General features: G+C 59.6%; 16 protein-coding genes. 2 read left to right on the plus strand and 14 right to left on the minus strand.

Annotated features, from left to right (window positions below; genetic code table 11):
• The 6 genes from EN984_RS01415 to EN984_RS01440 form a co-directional block, all read right to left on the minus strand.
• Nucleotides 1–527 (minus strand): polysaccharide biosynthesis/export family protein (locus tag EN984_RS01415; protein ID WP_164765358.1); only part of this gene is annotated, 527 nt, incomplete at its 3' end.
• Complete coding sequence (locus EN984_RS01420; RefSeq protein WP_127269814.1) at nt 514–1,773, minus strand: hypothetical protein; 1,260 nt, start codon at nt 1,771–1,773, stop codon at nt 514–516. The genes EN984_RS01415 and EN984_RS01420, both read right to left, overlap by 14 nt.
• Nucleotides 1,770–2,774, minus strand: coding sequence for an SDR family NAD(P)-dependent oxidoreductase (locus EN984_RS01425; protein WP_127267501.1), 1,005 nt, complete (start codon nt 2,772–2,774; stop codon nt 1,770–1,772). Before EN984_RS01425 ends, EN984_RS01420 begins: the two co-directional genes overlap by 4 nt.
• A gap of 85 nt (nt 2,775–2,859) precedes the next feature.
• The gene (locus tag EN984_RS01430) at nt 2,860–3,534 is read right to left on the minus strand and encodes a sugar transferase (RefSeq protein ID WP_127267500.1); all 675 of its coding nucleotides are present in this window, start codon (nt 3,532–3,534) and stop codon (nt 2,860–2,862) included.
• On the minus strand, nt 3,531–4,667 hold the full coding sequence (locus EN984_RS01435; protein WP_127267499.1) for a DegT/DnrJ/EryC1/StrS aminotransferase family protein: 1,137 nt from the start codon (nt 4,665–4,667) through the stop codon (nt 3,531–3,533). Before EN984_RS01435 ends, EN984_RS01430 begins: the two co-directional genes overlap by 4 nt.
• Nucleotides 4,668–4,706: 39 nt before the next feature.
• A complete protein-coding gene (locus EN984_RS01440) occupies nt 4,707–5,429 on the minus strand; it encodes a sugar phosphate nucleotidyltransferase (RefSeq protein ID WP_127267498.1) in 723 nt (240 codons plus the stop codon).
• Between the two features lie 511 nt (nt 5,430–5,940).
• On the opposite strand from EN984_RS01440, the gene EN984_RS01445 reads away from it, so the two are divergent.
• Complete coding sequence (locus EN984_RS01445; protein ID WP_127267497.1) at nt 5,941–6,615, plus strand: response regulator transcription factor; 675 nt, start codon at nt 5,941–5,943, stop codon at nt 6,613–6,615.
• Here the strand turns inward: EN984_RS01445 and EN984_RS01450 are convergent.
• Nucleotides 6,608–8,350, minus strand: a complete 1,743-nt coding sequence (locus EN984_RS01450) for a PAS domain-containing protein (RefSeq protein ID WP_127267496.1) — start codon at nt 8,348–8,350, stop codon at nt 6,608–6,610. The two genes, EN984_RS01445 and EN984_RS01450, sit on opposite strands and share 8 nt — an antisense overlap.
• 213 nt (nt 8,351–8,563) lie before the next feature.
• Here EN984_RS01450 and EN984_RS01455 point away from each other — a divergent pair, with 213 nt between their 5' ends.
• Nucleotides 8,564–9,271 (plus strand): helix-turn-helix transcriptional regulator, encoded by a 708-nt coding sequence (locus tag EN984_RS01455; RefSeq protein ID WP_127267495.1) that lies wholly within the window; start codon nt 8,564–8,566, stop codon nt 9,269–9,271.
• Nucleotides 9,272–9,353: 82 nt separating this feature from the next.
• Here the strand turns inward: EN984_RS01455 and EN984_RS01460 are convergent, their stop codons facing one another.
• From EN984_RS01460 to EN984_RS01490, 7 genes are all read right to left on the minus strand, one after another.
• Entirely contained in the window at nt 9,354–10,394 is a 1,041-nt protein-coding gene (locus EN984_RS01460) for a glycosyltransferase family 2 protein (protein WP_127267494.1), read from the minus strand.
• Nucleotides 10,391–11,758, minus strand: a complete 1,368-nt coding sequence (locus tag EN984_RS01465; protein WP_127267493.1) for a lipopolysaccharide biosynthesis protein — start codon at nt 11,756–11,758, stop codon at nt 10,391–10,393. The genes EN984_RS01460 and EN984_RS01465 overlap by 4 nt, the downstream gene beginning before the upstream one ends.
• Before the next feature lie 183 nt (nt 11,759–11,941).
• The gene (locus tag EN984_RS01470; RefSeq protein WP_127269812.1) at nt 11,942–14,173 is read right to left on the minus strand and encodes an exopolysaccharide transport family protein; all 2,232 of its coding nucleotides are present in this window, start codon (nt 14,171–14,173) and stop codon (nt 11,942–11,944) included.
• A gap of 1 nt (nt 14,174) precedes the next feature.
• Nucleotides 14,175–16,172, minus strand: coding sequence for an asparagine synthase (glutamine-hydrolyzing) (gene asnB, locus EN984_RS01475; RefSeq protein WP_127269810.1), 1,998 nt, complete (start codon nt 16,170–16,172; stop codon nt 14,175–14,177).
• Entirely contained in the window at nt 16,172–17,431 is a 1,260-nt protein-coding gene (locus EN984_RS01480) for an O-antigen ligase family protein (RefSeq protein ID WP_127266448.1), read from the minus strand. The genes asnB and EN984_RS01480 overlap by 1 nt, the downstream gene beginning before the upstream one ends.
• Nucleotides 17,428–18,636 carry a glycosyltransferase family 4 protein gene (locus EN984_RS01485; RefSeq protein WP_127266447.1) on the minus strand — a complete coding sequence of 403 codons (1,209 nt, stop codon included), beginning with the start codon at nt 18,634–18,636 and terminating at the stop codon, nt 17,428–17,430. Before EN984_RS01485 ends, EN984_RS01480 begins: the two co-directional genes overlap by 4 nt.
• Before the next feature lie 511 nt (nt 18,637–19,147).
• Complete coding sequence (locus EN984_RS01490; protein WP_245480018.1) at nt 19,148–19,933, minus strand: calcium-binding protein; 786 nt, start codon at nt 19,931–19,933, stop codon at nt 19,148–19,150.
• Nucleotides 19,934–20,061: the final 128 nt, after the last annotated feature.

Raw genomic sequence — 20,061 nt, forward strand, 5'->3', positions numbered from 1 at the left:
CCCCAGATCGACTCGTAGTCGCGTCGCAGATCAACGGGATCAGGTCCGCTTTGGCTTGCCCGCGACCGCAGAAGGCTGAAACCGCCGGCGACCGCAATCGCCTGCCGGACTGTCATGAGTGGCCGGTAAGCCTGCTGCCCTGGCGTCAGCACATCGCCAGTCACGTAGATCGGCCGGTACTCCGCGATCACGGCCGTGACGTCGCTCGGCTTGATGACGATCATTTGCTCCCGTCCATCAGGCAGACGCTGGTGGACGATCTTGGTTGGCAGCACCGCTTCCATGCGCGTCTGCAATTCGGCCGGCGTCAACCCGCCAACCGGGATCATCCCGAACTCGGGCAGCGCGATCGAGCCATCCATCTGGACAACCGCGCGTTGCGTTCGTTCCGCTATTGAGGCAATTCCTATCTCCACCGTGTCGCCGGGGGAGAGCTTGTAGGCGGCCGGCGCTTCGGCCGCGGTTGCGCTGCTCAAGGCCAGGCATCCGACAAGTGCTGCAAAGGAAATTCGGCTAACGAAGGCCATTGGTGGCAATCTCCTTTTGATTCAGATCCGGCTGCGGCGGCCAATCGAGATGGGCGACGAATTCGTAGACCGGTCCGCCCGGTACCCCCCAATTGCTAGACCAGATCACTTGCGACCCATCAGGGGACGGGGAGGCGTGTGTCTCGCTCCAATAATCGAACGGAGCGTTCCGCGTCTGCACGATCCGTCGGACCTCTCGACTGCCGTCGACACGCAGCGCGATCACCTCGCGCGAGTATGGAGCCCAGTCCGGCTGGCTTCGAACCTCCTCGGGATTGCCCCCGTAACTCATGAATGCCCATTCGGGCCGGTCCAAAGCGCGCAGCGATGCATGCTCGGCCTCGCCGAACTTCATGAGCGACGTGACCTTTCCATCGGACAGCCGACGTTTGATCACCTGATATTTGTCCGGGCTGGATTTGCTGATTCCGACGTAAATTTCGCTGCCGTCCGCGTCGAGAGTCATATCGCCATGGCCGGGCCGATGATGGTCCTTCCACGTCTGGCGCAAGGTGCCGTCGATTGCGAAAATGGCTCGCTGCTCGGTGCCGTCGGCCAGGTTTTGGAAACACAGGATGTTTTCTCCAAGCGGAGAAATGGTGCAGGAACTGGTCGTTCCGGCAACCTGGGCGAGATTGATGTCCGGGTATTTCAGACGCCGGTCGAGATCATATGCGAAGGCGACGGCAGCACCATCATCGCGGGTCGCGCGTACGGCAATGCGGCTGCCGTCACGACTTGGATTTCCCTTGGACGGGCCGAATTTGAGATCCCGATATTTCGCAGCGGCAAAAACTATGTCCTCACGATTGCTGCGGGGTGCCCAGGTCGAGATATTCTGATCATCGACACAAATCATCAGGTCCGCGTTTCGAGGGTGCCATTCGCACTCACCCGGCTTGTTGCGATGGAACAAAGGAACGTAGTTTTTCCCGTCGAGGAAGCACATGCCGTTGCAGCCGTTCATGAGGACGAGGAGGCTCTGATCGGCATTCCACGCTTGCGCGCTCGAGTACCGATGACTGCAATATATTTTGCCGCAGACAATTCCGCCGCCAAGAGCTCCGGGCTGGGTGATCCGAGTGAAGCTGATCCCTGTCGCCGGATCGGTTGCAGGTTTCAGGTAAGCGGGCAGATCCATTGCCGGCTCCGTGCCTGCCGCACCGCTCGGCCGGTTTCCGGCTGTGTGTAGCGCCAGCAGAGCGGCCATCAGCAGCACAGCCGGTATGAGCCGCGGAAAGGTCATGTCATATAGCTCATTTCGCGACGGACGCGGCCGTCGCTGAGGCGCGAACGCCACCACTCGATGGTTCTTTCCAGACCGTCACGCAGGCTTGTATGCGCCCGCCATCCGACTTTACTTTCAAGGTTCGAGGAATCGGCGAGCAACGCGCGAACCTCGGAGTTCTGCGGCCGCATCCGGCTTTCGTCGCGACGTACCGGTTTCCTGGTGCCACTCAACTCGAGCACCAACTCCAAAACGTCCGAGACACTGACGGCGCGCTGGCTGCCGGCATTGTAGGCATGGCCAAATTCAAGCTCGGCCGCCCCTGCCGCCACAAATGCCGCCGCAGTGTCTTCCACAAAGGTAAGGTCGCGGATAGGGCTGGTGTCGCCGACCATGATCGCCGGACAGTTCTCGTCCAGAGCCTGCCTTATGATGGTCGGCACGATGGCCCGCTCGCTCTGGCGCGGCCCGTATGTATTGAACGGTCGCAGGATGACCACCGGCACATCGAAGGACCTGGCATAAGACGCCGCCATCATGTCCGCGCCAATCTTGGATGCGGAGTAGGGGGACTGTCCCTGCAACGGGTGGGATTCGTGAATCGGCATGGTCAGAGCGGTGCCATAAACCTCGCTCGTGGACGTATGCACAATGCGCTCGGTTTCCCAGTGGCGTGCCGCTTCGAGGACATTCACGGTGCCCAGCACATTGGTCTCCACATAGGATTGGGCAGCAGCGTAGGAATAGGGAATCGCAATCAGCGCAGCCAGATGAAACACCACCGCCTGGCCGCGCACGATCCGGTTGATGAACGCGCTGTCACGAACGTCGCCACGAATGCATTGCAACTGGCTTCGAACGTGGTCGGGCAAATCATCCAGCCAGCCATGGCTGTCGAACGAGTTGTAGAGGGCCAGTGCCGTGACATCGGCACCTTCGTGCACCAGCGCTTCCGTGAGGTGGGATCCGATAAATCCATCCGCACCGGTGACCAGGACCTTCCTGCCGCGATAGCTCACGACCGTGCACTCCTTCGATCGTGTGAGCCGTCAAACTGGCGAACGAACAACAATCCATTCATGCCAAACTCCTCGCTTGCCAACTCTACCCACTTGCCGCGGGAGGCAGGGACACACCGAAAACCGCCCTGAAGCCCCGCATTATCCAGACGAGGTCCGATGCAATCGTGCGCCGCGGATAGTAGGCGAGGTCGATCGTTGCCTTGGCCGGGAACAGGACCTCTCGATAAAACAGGAGCGGATCAAGGGAGGGCGGGTAAAAACAGGCTTCGTGACGGAAGAGAACCTGGGTCGGGCCGAGCAGGCCAGGCTTCCACTGTAGGACAGCTTCATTGCCGCCGCGGAAACAATCGGCGAAGGCAAGGCTTTCCGGCCGCGGCCCGACAATTGCCATGTCCCCCGTGAAAACGTTCCACAGTTGGGGCAGCTCATCAAGTTTCGTTGCCGCGAGAAAGCGGCCTACCCGCGTCATGCGGCTGTCATCGTTCATGGTCAGCGCAAGGCCGAAAGGATCGGCTGTCGTCTTGAATTTGCGGAACTTGTACATGCGAAACGGTTTTGCGCCGGCACCCAGGCGCGTCTGTACGAAAAACACCGGCCAACCACCTTCGACAAAAAGTGCAACGGCAATCAGGAGCATCAGTGGAGCGAGTACCATTCCCGCTGCTGCAGCGAGGATGATGTCCATCGCGCGTCTGGCAATTCCGTGGCTGGTGCCAGCTACAGCGGGCCGATGCATGGTCACGTCGAGTGCGTTCATGCCGCAGCTCCCGCACGCCCGCTGCTTTCAATCGCCGTGGCTAATGCGACAACCACCGACTCGATCGCACTTGCCGTAATTTGCGGGTGTAGTGGAATCGTCAGCTCCCGCTGCGCGAAGTCCTCGGTCTTCGGCAGATGGATTTCAGTGAACATTTGGCGATAAAGCGTCATCTGGTGCACGGGCGTATAGTGGATTGTGGTCTGTATTCCCTTCGTTCGCAGATGGTCGATCACCGCTTGCCGGTCGACGTCATGTGGCAGGAGGACAGGCATGATGTGGTAGGCCGAGGTCCGCGGTTTGCCGAACGGGACTGTCACAGCCGAGCAGTAATCTGCGATCAGACGCCGATAGAGGACGACCAATATGCGCCGGATTTCATTCCATTCCTGCAGATTCTGAAGTTGGACCAAGCCAATAGCGGCGCGCAACTCGTCCATGCGATAATTGAAACCGAGCATCGTCACGTCGTATTGCGGCGTGCGGCTGTTCAACCGCTGATGTGTGCCACTGGTCATTCCATGTCCGCGAGCCTGGCGGATCGTTTCACGGAGCTGTCCATCCCGGGCAATAACGGCCCCACCTTCCGCGGTGGTCATGTTCTTGTTGCCGTAGAAGCTGAAGGCCGCGGCCGCACCGTAAGTCCCCACCTCCTTAAGGCCGGGAGCATGCGCGGCATCCTCGACGATATGCAGTCCTCGCACACGGGCAAATCTCTGCCATTCTTCCCGGTCGGCAAGATAGCCGGCAAAGTGGACGAGAATGACAGCCTTGGTACGTCCGGTGCATTTGGCCTCCGCGTCACTTAGGGACATCAGTGGCACTTCGGCCGACTCTATGTCGACGAATACCGGTGTTGCTCCTACGTAGAGCACTGCATTGGCGGTCGCCACGAAGGTCAGCGAGGGAACCAGCACTTCGTCTCCGGGGCCGATCCCAAGTCCATGGAGAATGAGATGCAGGGCGGCGGTGCAAGAGCTGACGGCGACGCAATCGACCGCATCATGCACGGCTGCGAAGGCCTCTTCAAAGGCTCGCACCTGGTCCCCCATCGTCAGCCACCCACTGTCGACAACTTTGGCCAGGGCTGCCTTTTCCGGAAAGCCAAGAATAGGAGCGCTGACCAAGAGCATTACGACCTCCTCATATTGGCGCGGCAGGGCGTTCAGCCCTCAAGCGGCCGCTGCCGAGACCTCGATCGATGCGGACTGCTCTTCCCAGGCGATGGTTTGTGCGTTTTGAAAATCTTCTACGCGTCCGATATCCAGCCAAAGCCCGTCATGTTTGTAGACGTGCACATTCGTGCCGTTTTGCATCATCTGCAGCATGAGGTCGTCGAATCCGAAGGCGATGCCGTCAGGTATAAAACGGAAAACATCTGGATTCATGCAATATATACCCATACTTACCAGATGAGACAGCGTCGGTTTTTCGCGAAATACCTGGACAGTATTGCCGACCTCGTCGATGACGCCGAAGTCCATCTTGATGATGCGGGAAGCTGTGGCTATGGTGACTGGATCAGTGTGAGTCCGGTGTGATGCCACAAACCGGCTGAGACTGAGATCGGTAAGTACGTCCCCATTGAGAACAATGAACGGCTCGTCCAGTTCCTCCCTGATCAGGGAGAGCGGGCCAATAGTGCCCAGAGGTTCCAACTCCTGGGTGTAGCGTATCCTAAGATTCCACTGTGATCCGTCTCCGCATACGGTGCGGATCAAGTGCCCCAGATAGCCGGTCGTTACGTAGACCTCCTGGATGCCGTTCCGTCGCAGCCACTTCAAAAGCAATTCAAGAACCGGCCGAGCACCGATCGGCATGAGAGGCTTGGGCAAGATGGATGTGAAAGGCCGAAGGCGTGTTCCCATTCCACCGCACTGAATGACCGCTTTCATCTCGTCCTCCTATTGATACGACTGTCGCGGTGTGATGGGTCCAGCCCACCCGGCCGGAAGGTACGCCAGTGTTGGTTTCACCTCTCCGGAGTGCAGCGATGGTAAGTGGCGCCCGAGAAGGCGTCGTCGTGCATTTGAATGGCACGTTCCCGGCGTTTTGATTTCAATATTCCAGCCGGTAGGGCATGGGCGCGGCAGGGTGATCAATCAGGGCTGGGAGCTGTAGCCGTTTGAATGGCAATTACCTGTGCAGATTTTCGGCGTCGGTAACGACCTTCCCGCAGAGGCATCGCCACCGTTCGTACGAAAAAAACACTTAACTATCTGGCCCTGAAATGTGTGCGATTGTAAGCTATATTAGAAGGTTGAAATGTGCGGATGGGCGACGGCGAGCGTCGACATACGGGGGATCAGCGGGCGGCTGATCTGTGTTGGGTCACCGTGCAGTCCATCCAAAGGGAGGTTTCGGCAGCTAGGGACACATGCGGGGCTGCCAAAAGGTGGGTGGTTCATGTATCGTATTATCATCGCCGACGATCACGGCTTGTATCGTCGTGGGCTGCGACTGGCATTGATGGCCGGCATTCCGGACTTGGAAATATTCGAAGCGGCATGTTTTGATACCGTCATAAGCCTGCTTGAAGATCAGGCGCCCGTTGATCTCGCCATCATCGACCTGCACATGCCGGGACTGTCGGGTCAGGATGATCTTCGCGACGTCTTACCGGCTCATCCCGACACACGGTTTGCTATTGTCTCAGGGACGGATTCACGCGCCGAGATTCTGACTGCCCTTTCGATTGGGCTTCATGGCTATATCGTAAAATCCCAAACGGACGAGGAGGTGGTCCTGGCGGTGAACGAAATCCTGGCCGGCCGCATTTACGTTCCGGCACTTCTTTCACAAAGGTCCAAGGAGTCGGTACGCCTTCCGTCCGAGGCTCCCATGCAAATGCCCCACAGGACCATCAGCGTCAACAATCTGGGGAGGCTTACGTCCAGACAGAAGGAAGTCCTCAGGTTGATGGCCGAAGGTTACTCGAACAAAGAGATTGCCCGCTCTCTTGAAATTGCGGAAGCGACGACGAAGATTCATGCTGCCGCCGTCCTGCGCGAGCTTGGAGCACGAAATCGGACGGAAGCCGCGGTCTTGCTGAAGACATGGGCCGCCAGAGACATCAACTAGCGCCGATTGCTTTTGGCGGCAGCCGGACCGAATATTTTAGTCCGTGATCCAGCATCTCGAGCTTGGAAGAGTGGCCCACGATAGGCTCACCGTCGGCTCCAATAATCAACGACCCAAAACCACGCCGAGCCGAGGTGGAGACCCGGCGCTCTCCCGATTCCGACCATTCAAACACGATGTCGGCGCCGGGCTCCTGGGCTGCGAATTGCCACGCGACCTCGATCCGGCCTGCCGGAGTGCCGAGAGCCCCATGCTTCACGGAATTGGTCGTAAGTTCGTGAACGATCATTGCGAAGCTCTCAGCCGAACCCTCTGCCATTTTTACTTCGGGTCCACTGATCGAAATGTTGTGCGTCCCCATATAGGGCTGCAATTCCTGAGCAATGAGGTCACGGAGGGAAGCCGACAGGCTGCCATCGCGTGAAAGAAGCAGATGCGTCGCCTGGAGTGCGCCGATTTTTTCGATCAGTATCTGCTTGTAACGGGCGATATCGTTGTCGGGGGCACCGACCATATTCACAAGCGCCGTGATCACCGGAAACAGATTGTTGAGCCTATGGCGCTGTTCAAGCATGGCCCGCTCTCGCTTCTTCGCCGCAGCCCGCAGCAGAATGGTTATGCGTCGATCGGTGAGATCCGCGGCGACTCCTATTCGCTGTGCACGACCGTCGCGCAATTCGTCCCGGCCCCGAAGAGCGATCCAGCGGATATGCCCGCCAGCTCGCCTGATGCGGATCTCCGCATCATAGTCGGCGCCTGATGCAAGCTCTCCCGGGGCCGTCAGATTAGGCAAGTCGGCCGGGTGAACGACAGCGGTCAATTCCTGCAATGGACGACTCGGCGCGGGTGCCAGTCCCATCATTTCCCAGAACGCGGCTGAGCCATTCACGGATCCGCTCTCGAAATCTATACGCCACGTTCCCAACCGGCTGGACGACAGCGCCAAGTCCAACCATTCCTTCTGAGCCCGGAGTGCCTCGCGGGCGGTTCGCTCTCCGGATATATCGTCCATCATTACAAAGATGCTTTGAGGGAGAGCATCGGCTGGCACGGCCAAAGACAGCGCCAATCTTGTCCACAAAACCGTGCCGTCCTTTTTCAGGAGACGGATCTCCGAGCCGAAAGAAGTCGTGTCCTTGAGGCGAGTCAACGCTTCCGCCAAAGTGTGGTTGTCGTCAGGGTGGACGAGTGCCCTGAGCGGTAGACTCGAAAGCTCTTCCTCGACATACCCTGTCATCTCACAGAGACGTTTGTTGGACCGTTGCAACTCTCCGTTCTCGCTCATGTTGGCAAAGCCGATAGCGGCACGTTCGAATGCCCAGCGATAACTGTTTTCGGTTGCCTCCAAGGCCACGAGTCTAGCCTCTGCAACCTGCAAAAGGGTGCGGTAGTCCTGCCTCTGCCGGTGGAAAGTCAGGGCGATCATCGCCCCTGCAACCAGCAGCAGAATGGCCCTAATCCAAACCTCGACGTTAATTGGGTTGCTCAGGATATCCCGCGCCAACAAGCCGACGGCCACCATCACAAACGTTGCCGCAAGGGCAATCAGGCGATCTTCGAGATATGAGATGGCAATAATGGTGGGAACAAATTCAAAAAAGCCGATGTCGTATGCCATGGAGGCGGGCAGCGCCGTCTCGACCGCAAGTGTCGCGATCAGGAGCGACATCGAGGCAAGGTGGGTCAGCAACTTGCTTGAGCTGTTCGGATGCAAATTGAGCGAAAGCAAACGCATGTGCCAAACTATAACCTTCTGACTAGTCCGTCGAGATTAGACCGAAAAGCGTACAGACTAGTCCGACCGCAGGATTGTTCCCTGGGATTGTAGCGCGCATTTTGTCCGATGTCGGGGGCGGATCGGACCGCAATTCTCCAAGCGACCTGACTGACATGTTGAAGGCACCTCCTTTTGACAGGGAGGCGTTGCCGTTTTGCGGGAGGTAAGAAAATGGCACTGGTTGGTAGGCAAGATGATGGAGTTCTTGGTCGCCAATATGGAGGTTTCGGGGGAAAGCCCGTCTCGGCCTTGAGAACGCAGGGTGGCCATGGTTCCGCCTGGCACCAAGCACCACAAAGGTTCGACGGCGTGGCCGTCGAGCCAAAGCAGAGCAGCCTTGCATCTGTTGTGGGAATGCTTGATCGCATCGGGTGTGGCTATCTGATCCTGAACAGCGACAGGAAGGTCATGGAGTGGAATTCAGCCGCTCAAAACACCTTGGAGCGCGAGGGCGAGGCAGCTGATACGGCCGGCAAGGTGTCGGTTGCTCTGAGGCGGCTGATCGCAAACGTGCCGGGGAATTTTCTTCCCGGCACGCTTTCATGGGTGGTGATCCGCGGCATGGGCGACAGGCCCTTGGTTTTGAACGAGAAGGGCATAGCAACGCCTGACGCGACGAGTATCGTGGCGCTGCTGGATCGTGAAAACAGGTCCGGGCCAAATCCCCAGACGCTGCAAAGAATGTTTGGTCTGACGAGTGCCGAAACGCAACTCGCGCTGCGCTTGGCGCAGGGCGATGCCCCTTTGGAGATAGCCCGCAAGCGGCGCTTGAGCCGGACCACGATAAGGTCACAACTGGCGTCGCTGTTCGCCAAGACCGAAACTCGGCGCCAGGCGGAACTGGTAGCTCTTCTTGGGCGCATATGCGTCCTGCCGTGAGGTAACGGCCGTACCATGCGCGCGCGCAACAGGCTTGTGCGCGCGCAATCTGTTGCCGGCGTGCTTGTCCGCCAGACTCACCCTACCGCCGTCGTGTGCGCACCCGGCCCAATCTTGGGCGGATTGCAAACACGTGGTTAAGCACGTGCCAGCCCGCCACCTTCATGACGGAAGGCCGGAAGATCTGAATCCCGTCCAGGAACGTGGTCAACCAGGACTGCTGGTGGAACCTCATGGGAATACGAGCAACCCGCAATGCCCGCAGCAATGTCTCGGGAGGCGGGAGATGGTTGCGGTCCTTGATGAGATTCCAGTTAAGCTGTTTGACGGCGAGGGTCACTTCGTCGACCTCGCGGAAACTCTTTGACGTTGTAATGCTTGGATGGTTCGTCGCATCGTAAAAGGTAAGCGGATCGCTTATCGCCACCATGTCCCCATGGCTGGCTAGATCGACGAAGAACAGTTGATCCACTCCGGCCGGAATCTCTTTGTGCGTGCGCATCAAGCAGCCGGCACGAATGACGTCGCTGTTGATCAACAATGTGGATGGAATAATCCCCAGGCAGCGTGTCGCACGCACCAGATAGAGGTCCATCAGGCACTGCTGGCTGGAATAAAGCGAGATCGGTTCCTGCTCCTTGGGGACTTGGCGAAATCGCACTCGCTTGTCCTCGATTATGTTTGCGGCTGACGTCATGAAGGCGACTGAGGGATACTGTTTGGCAACTTCGGCGAATGTCCTGAGTGCACCTGGCGCAAGCCAGTCATCGTCATGAAGCAACTTGATCCATCGTCCGGAGCAAGCCAGCATAGCGTTGTTGGTGTTCTCCACCTGACCGCGACCTCGACTGTTTTCGATAATGCGGATGCGAGGTTCGCTCCGTGCGTAGTCGGTCACGATAGCCCAGGTCTCGCCCTCCGGTCCCTCGTCGTCGCTCACGACCAACTCCCAATCGGAGTAATCCTGGCCCAAGACGCTGTCGATCGCCCTGCGGATCGTATCCGGTCGACGAAAGGTTGGTATCCCGACCGAGATAAAAGGGCGTGACCATGAGACATCGGCCCGGTCATGCTGGGTGACCGCAACTGCCGCTTGAAGGTTGTCAATCGACGACGAATTCATGGTGTTTTTTCCTCGAGACATTCATGTTGGACGCACGTTGCAGCGCCTGCTGGTTGAGGGTCGTGGGTCAACAGGTACAGTGATGCTGCCATTTTCAGAGCGAAACCCGACGCGCCGCCGGCGGCCATGAAATAGATGACGGTGACTGGCTGCCAGCCCGCCTGGGCGCCGGCGAGCAGTGGGCCAAACACGAGAACCGCCCGTGCGAGGTCGATGACCAGTCTTGTTCCTTGCCGCCGTAACAGAGCGGGAACGTCGCTGAGCGGAGTCGACAACGCCTGTGCCGCGCCCATCAGCGCCAGTGCGGTCATGATTTCCGCAGTGGGCATCCAAGGCTCGCCCAGAAGCGGAACGACCACATAAGGCGCGGCGAGGCCGAGCAGCAAGATCGGCACCGCGGTAAAGGCGGCGGCCAGCAGGAGAAGCCCGCGCGCCACACCAAGCAGGTGTCCACGATTGCTGTTCCGGTTTGCTTCGGCGACAAAAACATTGCTGAGCGGTGTGGCGATCAGCGTCACCGGACCGGTGACCAGCCGCGCGGCCACGCCCAAATATCCGGCAAATGCGGTGCCGAACAGCCCGCCGACAAGCACTGCTGGAAGATTGTTGATTGCTATGCTCGCGAGCGTTGCGGGAATATCGAACAGAGGAAATTTGTATTCCCGCCGAGCCTTTTCCAATACCGCACGCCAGGGTGCCCAGGCGATGCCACGCAAATCCTCCCAACTCATCACCCGACAGCCGATCAGCCCGATGAAGACGAACTGGCTCAGAATATGCGCATGGATCATGGCTTCGCCGCCGAGGTTGGCGATGCCGAAAGCCAATTGCAGTGCAGCCATGCTCGCCGGCAGGATCAGGCGCCCGAGAGCAAAATCGCGCAAAAGCCCGGCACGCAGACTCCAGCAGTTCATGGCTTCGACCAGACCTGCGCCTCCCATTCCAATCGGAATGAGCCAGGCGAGCGAGCCGAGGCGATCGGGAGCAAGGTTCGACAGCATCTGTCCGGCCGAAAAGGCCAGGACGGTCGTCACGAACACAGCCAAGAGAATAAGCTTGACCGTCACATAGGCCTGCGCGCTCCCCTTGACCCCATAGAGCGAAGCCTCGAAGCGCAATGCCGCGACCCCGGCGAGTATATTCACGATCGACAGGTAAATCGTAAAGACGCCGAAATCGGCCGGCGAATAGAGCCGCGCCAAAACCGGGATTGCAGCAAGAAGGGTGAGCTGGCCGACAATCGCCATTGCCGACACTCCGCTTGCCGCACGAATGATCGAGCCGATCGGGCTCGGCCGAACAACGATGATGGCTGTGCCGGCCGCAGGAACCGTCTTGGGTCTCAGAAGGTCGCTTGGTGCCATCGGTTCGCGCTTCCGAGGGAGGCAAATATCGGGGATTGCCGGAGCCTACGATGCACACCGGACCTTGCCATCATTCACCTGAATGACGCGCTCTGCTGACAGGCTGCACCGTGAATCGTCCTGGCCGCTCCCTGGATGAACCACCCCCGGATCGTTCGTAGCCCAAGGACGAGCCTGTGGCCGTCATGCTATTTGCTCGCGCAAGAGGTCAGCGCTGTCCTCGAGCCGATATCCGGCATGTTTCTTCAGATTCACGCGCGTGAGGACACTGCCGACAGGTATCGCAAGAGAACCGTTGCCCTGAAGGAGTTCCAGCACCCCGCGAGCGAGGGTGCGTGGCGTTTTCCTCCACCGGATGGCGAAAAGAACCACGTCCGCCCATCCGGGCAGAAATTTGGCTTCCGGCCGCCCCAGCGCCGACGGCAGGTTTATGATCACGATGCGATAGGTCGCGTGCAGATCCGCCATCACTTTGCCTCCATCCTCGCACGATAGCAGCGCCAGCAGGTCGTCCGACGGAGCGGCGGTCATTACGTCGATCCCGATTTCATGCAGCCTGGCAACGGCACCTTCCAGGTCGCAGCGATTGCAAACATAGTCAGCGAAGGAATGGCGGTTCTTGCGCTCGCTGAACTGGTGCAGGAACTCGAGCGTGAGCTGAACGCCCTTGCGTTCAAGATCGACCAACAGGACTCGACCGCCCAGTCGCGTGCCGGCGAGCGCCAGGCTCCACGCGAGCTCGGTCCCGCCATCCTGCGGCATACTGGAGGTGACAAGCGCCGTGTACGACGAACGAGCCCTTAGCGCATTTGGTGCCGCCGCGATCAGCAACGACGTCACGGCGCGGCTATATGCGGACCTGCGCTCCCCCAGCACGAGGTTTCGCAGTTGTTTGGCATGCATTCCGCATGCTTCGGGGATCTGCCCCATACATGGAACCTTGAGCACCGCTTCCGCTTCGGCCTCGCCACGGAAAGTCCGGTCAAAATGATTGCGCATCGTGACGTACATCGCCCCAAGGATAGCGAATAGGATCATCCCGGGGGGAACCAGGAAGATGGCTGGCAATGTCTGCGGGATAGTCGGCGGCCAAGCCGCAGACAGGATCGAAATTCCAGCCGAGGGAACTCCGATACGCCGCGTCAAATCCTGTTGTCGACCAAGGAGTTCGTTATATCGCTGGGTCAGCAGGCTGACCTGCGGCTCGAGAGCCCGCAAGCCGGAAAGCCGGCTGGCGGTGTCGGCCATGACCGCATCCAGGATGTTCTTTCGGCTTTCGAGAGCGGCGATCTGTGCACGGAAAATGTTTGCATCGGCAGCAATCTTGTCGACGCCTTGTTCGATCTTGCTTTGCGTCGTGGCTCTGAGTTCCTGGTCTGCCGGCGCGAGAGCCTGTCGAGCCGCAAGGTCGGCAAGCTCAGGCGCGCCAATAGCTTCGGCCAGGGCGATGAGAGTGGCCCCTTGCTCTCGAAGCTGCTGGACGTACCGTAGCCGAGATTCCACGGCGGCGAGATCCGCCTTTGACATCGACAATTGCTGGCTGAGGTCGGCCCGTTCCCTGGCTGCATTGTCCGCCGAGCCTTGGTCGATGGCTCCGTGACTCAGCCGATATTTCTCAAGGCGGTCAGCCGCTGCCTGCAGATCATTTTGCAGCCCGGGCAGACTGGCGGTGATTGCATCGAGCTCTTGCTGGTCGGATGCCTGCCTTTTCTTCGTTAGGGTGTCGACATAAACCTGAGCGAATGTGTTGGCCACGAGCGCCGCCCGCGCGGGGCTGTCATCGGCGAAAGCGACGGAGATCACTCTCGATCGCAGCTCCTGCCCGACCCGCATGCCTCGCCGCAAAGCTCTCAACTCGGAGGCATCCTCGGCTTGTGGACTGTTGGCTGCCTGGTCCGCCCCTGGCCACAGCCGGTCCAGTAGACCGCCGGCAAGTGAGCGTGTCCTTGGGGGAGGGGTGGCAGACGGTTCAAGCCGGGAATTCCTGCTAGCGGAATTGTCCTGTCCGGTTTCCGCCGCACCTGTCTTGCGTAGTGCCGCCATGACCCGGCGCAGGTGATCTTGCGACGATAGCATCGTGATGTGGTCATCTATGCTTGAATCAACGAGGTCCTGCGAAGACGGGGCGCCGACGGGCAGTGAACCGCGCGAGGGGGCGTCGACGATAAGCTGGGTTGTTGACTCATAGAGAACTGGTCGAAGGCTTCCCAGCAACCCCGCCAACAAGCCGCCCAACACAGCGAAAGCAATAATAGACCATTTTCTCCTTGCCAAAATCACGAAGAGTTGGCGCGACGCGGTGGGCGGCTCGACATATTCACGCAATGACCGCACGTGCACTCTGCCTTCGAGAACCGGTGCTGGCAGTTGATTGACCCGTGGCAGCTGGATCGGGCTGATTGCGGAACCTACCATCTTACACTCCTGCCAGGTCGAGTTCATGAGTTGGGCCGGTTTGCTGTGCTTGCCGATTGGCCTTGCTCCGCCAGGCCTGGAACATCAACGCGGACCACAATTCGCGGGAGCGGTTCTGGCCATCAATGTGATCGCGCCAGCAGGCGTCGATCTTCGCGGTGTCCAATACGTCACTGCTTTCGGTTCGCATGTCGGCGAGAAGATCGGTGGCCCAGTTGCGCAGCGGACCCCGCAGCCATCCAGCAATAGGGACATCGAAGCCTTGTTTCGGACGCTCGATCAGGTGCTGCGGGAGATAGCGGCGTAGCAATTGGCGAAGGATCCATTTGCCGGCGCCATCACGAACTTTCATGTTGGATGGCAGCCGCCAGGAGAATTCGACAACGCGGTGGTCAAGGAGAGGACACCGACCCTCAAGGCTGTTGGCCATGGTGGCACGGTCCAGCTTCACCAAGATGTCGCCAGGCAAGTAGCCCGCCATGTCATCGTAGAGAAGACGGGAGAGCAGGTCGTCAAGCGGCGGATCGCCGTAGCCGTAGGTTGGTTCGGTCGGCCGCTGATATCCCAGGTTTTCAGCCTGTGGCCGCGCCAGCCGCTGAAACAATTCGTCTTCATTCGATGCCGTGAGCAGCCGGGCGAGGCGTTCCATTCGGTCGCTCCGGATAAAATGCCTCGCGCTCGCAGAGAGCGGCAGTTTGCCAACGACATCGTCACGTCCGGCGCGTGCGAAAAAACCTGCTCCTGCCGCCAAGGTTCGGCGCAGTTGTCGGGGCAGGCGCAGGTGCCGTTTCAGCCGCTCCGCCATAAAGTGGCGCCCGTATCCTGCGAAGCACTCGTCACCACCGTCGCCCGACAGCGCTACGGTGACGTGCTGACGAGCGAGCCTGGCAACGAGTAAGGTCGGTATTTGTGATTCATCGGCGAAGGGTTCATCCCAGACCTGGGGCAACTCGGGAATGACGTCACGTGCGGCGCTTGGCGAGAGGTGAAGTTCGGAGTGGTCGGTACCCAGATGACGGGCAACGGCCGCTGCATATGGAGCTTCATCAAAGCCGCCCTCTGCGAACGAGATCGTGAAGCTGCGAACCGGCTTGCAGGATTGGGCCTGCATCAAGGCGATCACGGCTGAGCTGTCGATGCCCCCCGACAGGAAGCCGCCCAGAGGCACGTCGGCGATCATGCGTTCCCGCACAGCCAGCCGAAGCCGGTTGTCCAGTTCGTCAATGAGGTCTTCGTCCGTGCCGATGACGGGGTTCCGTCGCCCATCGGCAGCGACGTCAGCCAGCGACCACCAGCGGTGAACGCATCGGGAAAGACGGTCCGCGCTGCGGTCTTCGGCAAAAGTCGCCGCCGTGACGGAAAGGACAGAACCAGGCGGCAGTTTGAACACGCTTCGCCAGATACAGCGATGGTCCGGCACCCATCCCGTCGAAAGCATTGCCGCGGCGGCATCAAGATCAAGGTCGGGAGAAAAGCCCGGAAAGCAATTGATCGCCTTCAGCTCAGAGGCGAAAACCAGCGCATCTCGGATCGATGCGACATAGAGGGGCTTTTTGCCCATTCTGTCGCGGGCCAGATGCAGGGTTCTTGTCTTGAGATCCCACAATGCGAAGACGAACATCCCGGCAAAGCGATTGAGGGCGGCCTCAAGCCCCCAATGCTCGATTGCGCACAGCATCACTTCGGTGTCGCTGGCGCCTTGAAAGGTTTGGCCCGCACTCTCGAGTTCGCAACGCAAATCGCGAAAATTGTATATCTCACCGTTGAAGGTGATCACGTACCGACCGCTGGCGGAATGCATCGGCTGGTGCCCGGCGGCTGACAGATCGACAATTGCCAACCGCCTGTGGCCCAGTGCGATTCCAGCTTCGCGGTCGATCCAGAGCCCTTGGCCGTCCGGCCCCCGGTGACGCAGCGATGCAGTCATCCGCCCGATCGCTCCGAGCGGCTTTATGTCCGCGGCGTCGGAAGCCAATAGAATTCCCGCGATCCCACACATTAGGACACCCTCGGTTCAGCAAGCTGCCGCCGAAGTGCGGTCGGATTTCCGGCAACGAGGCAGAAAGCCAGCGAAAACCACACGATTGGATGGCGGATGATCAGGTGAGGCATGCTGAAGATTATCGTCGAGACACCAAGCACCAGCAGGGCGTCGAATCCTCCTCGCCAGGCGAAGGACATGGCGGCTCCCCCGATCCAGACCAACGCGATGACGGCGAGCAATCCGCCCTGCAGGTAAAGGTCGAGAACGGTATTGTGCGCTTCGAAAGGTCGCTGCAGAAATTGACGGTCGGCGACGGGCGGCCGCTCGAGGTGAGGACCAGGACCCAGTCCCAGCGACCCGGATTTCAATCCTTTTTCCACGGCCTCCTGCCACAAATAGAGCCGGAGTTCGAACGTTTCGATGGTCCCTTCCCCGCCTTCGTCTTTGGTGAGGTTCTTGGCAAAATTGGCGACGCTGGTCTCTTCGGTGAGCGCGTACGGCGTCATTGCAAGCGCTAGAGGCAAGGAACCCGCCAACAGCAGAATTGCCGCCATGCGGGGCATGCTGGCGCGGCCACTCGTTGCTATCCATGCACGAAGCCGCAATCCGATAAAGATGAGGCAGCTCAGGATGCTGGTGTAGAGATAGGTGTCGCTCTTCGTCAGCCGGCCGACATAGAAGGTCAGGAGCAGGCATGAGAATGCAAGCAAACGAGCCCATGGGTTGCGGGTGGTCGTAGCAAGATGCAAAGCCAGTGGGCCAAAAAGCGCGCAATAGAGCGCAAGTTGGTTCGGGTTCTCGGACCAGCCACGGAACCTGTCCCAGAACCAGGGATCGACGCCGGACTGGTGGGCTACCCCAAATGCCAGTCCCAGCTGAATTACGAAGCTCCCGTTGGCGATGGCGATCACCCACCACGCACTGCGGCGAAGGTGACGATCGGCGTCGGGCTCCGCGGCCGCCAAGCATGTGAAGCTTGCCAGCAACACATAGGCCATAACGTCATGTACCAGCCCGGTCAGGTAAAGGACGGTGGTCAGGTAGCCGACGATCGTGCCGATTCCCAAAGCCAGCGACAAGATCAGCCAGAAGCTCGCAAGCTGGACAAAAGCGGGCGTGACCTGGAGACGACCGCCGGCGAGTATTCGTCCAATCGCCAGAACGATCCAGATCGCGATGAACAATTCGCCATAGCCGAGCGGCAATCCCGGAACACCCAGTTGCGTCGCATAAGACATCGCAACTCCCAGGGCGAGCAAGGCGTCCCGGATCATTGATGTGCCCCGCCTCGGTGATTTGCGAGGCCGCCTCCAAGCCCAACGGCAGGGAGCGGTCGCATGTGCCCCGCGCGGAGTGTGTTGTCGTAAAGATCGCAGTACTGGTCGACCACCAGTGGCAGGGCAAATTGCCTCCGGACAAGTTCAACAGAACGGGCGCCCATCGCCTTGGCCGCCGCGCGGTCGGACAGCAAGTCTATCGTTCGCGAGGCGAGGGCATCGGCATCATGCGGCGCAACCAGGTAGCCATTCCATCCGTCTTCGACGATGTCGCTGCAGCCTGGCATCCTTGAGGCCACGATGGGCAGTCCCGCCAGCCCCGCCTCCAGCAATACACGCGGAACCCCCTCACGATACTGAGTGGGAAAGGCGAATACATCGGCCATGCCAAGGAGATCGGCGACATCGCGTCGTGGACCCAAGGCCAGCACATGAGGTGCATGCCGATCGAGCTCCGATTTGTCGATTGCGAATGAGCCCTCGGATTCTCGTGGGCCGACGAGCACAAACCGCGCCGCGGGCCTTGCGGACAGGATGCGAGGGATCGCATTGAGAAGGGTCGCCACGCCTTTCTGGCGCGTCAAACGGCCGACGAAGATCACCACTTCGGCGGACTGAAGGCCGAGGTCCTTTCGCATCTTCGTTGCTGAGGACCCGAGATGGCGCACCGTTGCGAACGCATCGACATCGATTCCGGAACTGCGTATCAGTCGCGAACTTCCGCGGCCGATCAGCCGAAAGCGCTCGAAGAACAGTTGGTCGTCGCGATTTTGGAATACGGTCGCTGCCGTCCAGGAAGACGCAAGCCATTGCAGTGCGCAATAGACCGGGCGCAAGGCCAGGGCTCGAGGCTCCAGCGATGAGAACGTCCACCCCAGTCCGTTGATGGTGCGAATGACCGGAACAGTTCCCCGTACCGAAAGGGGCGTCAACAGATTTGGCTTGGTGTCGAAGCTCTGGATGATGTCAGGCTGAAGCTCCTGCATCAAGCGGCGCATCGTTCGGAGAGTGCGCCATTCCCCGCCTCCGCTTGCAAAGCGGTCGAAGGAGAACCTGTGATGCGAAATGTCATGCCGAAGAAACGGTACGGGAGAACCGCTCGAGACCGCCGTAACGCGAAAGCCTTTCTCTCGCAGCGCGATGAGGAAGGGAACTCTCAAGGCGTGATCCTCGCCTCCCACGCAGACCAGGTGCGGGTTCATCTGCCTCTCCCAAGCGCACATGGCCGATTGGCTCTCGATGCTGCCATGGCCCGGTTTCATCACCTCTGAGCGCATGCCGCCCGAGTGCACGCTAGGGGGACACCAGGTGCCTGTCCTCGTCCGTTTGAATGACACAAGGGATGTTTGGAAGGGTAGCGACCAGCGAGGCGAGATTCCCTCGCGATTGCCGGAGCGTTCATGCGACTCGTGTCTTGCGGGATGAGCGCGGTGCTTGCCTGAGCCGGTACGGGTGGCTGGTCTGCATCACCTTGGTTGTCCAAGGTTTTCGAGTGTCCAATTGCGGCGGCGCGGTGCCTGAGCTCCGCGGTTCGCTGATGGCAAAAAATCTTTGACGCGTGGTTGCGCTGGGCCGTCAAGTCGGCCCTCGGCCTGCGTGGCCGGTCTTCAGGACGGAACCGGCACGTCAGCTGTTGGTCCACTCATCCGGAACATCTGTCGGCGAGGCCAGGGGCCTCGCCGACTTCTTAGAGCATTTCTTCGCTGGGCTGGTTCAGGTGACCAGGAAAGACGATGCGGTAATCGACAGATGCGGAGAGAGGCTCGCGAAATGGATCTGGTTTGCGCCTCCGACGCCGTCGCTGTCGAAAGAAAGAGCTCCCGTCGAACTGTTGTAGACAATGTGATCGGAACTGTCATGCGCGGCTTTGCCGGCAAAGAAAGCGTCCGACGAGAGGCCCCCCTGATCGAGACCGGCAAAGATGGAATGATCGAGGTGGATTTTGTCCTGGGCTTTGTTGAAATCAGTGATCCTGTCGACATTTCCGTCGCCAAGAGCGGTACTGAAAACGAAGACATCACTGCCGCGGCCGCCGGTCAAAGTATCGGCTCCACCGCCGCCGTCGATCTTGTTGGCGCCGGCGTTGCCTTTGACGGTTTGAGCGAACTCATTGCCCGTCAGGTCGATCGCGGCCTTGCTGGACGCCTTGCTGGTCGCGAGTTGTTCGATGTGCGAGCCAGCCGATAGGGCGAAACTCACAGAGGCGAGGACTTTATCGATGCCGCTGCCCTTCTGCTCCACCACCTTGTCGTGAGCATTGTCGACGTAATAGGTGTCATTGCCGCCATAGCCGGTCATCTTGTCGGCGCCACCGCCACCATTGATCTTGTTGGCGCCGCCATTCCCATAGATAGCTTGATCGAATTCGTTGCCGGTCAAGTTGATGGACCCCCTGCCACCCGAACTGGCGGTGGAGAGCTGCTCGATATGTGAGCCCGCCGTAAGAGCGTAACTCACCGAGGCCGCGACCTTGTCGAACCCCCCGCTTGGCGCTTCCATCACCTTGTCATGGGCATTGTTGACGAGATATTTGTCATTGCCCGTGGTCGCGTGAAAAACGTCTGCGCCGCGCGTGCCATGGAAGACATGATCGCTGTCCGACGGGGCCGGCGCGGCCGGAACTGGAG

This window comes from Mesorhizobium sp. M7A.F.Ca.CA.004.12.1.1, assembly GCF_003997835.1.
Classification (GTDB): Bacteria; Pseudomonadota; Alphaproteobacteria; order Rhizobiales; family Rhizobiaceae; genus Mesorhizobium.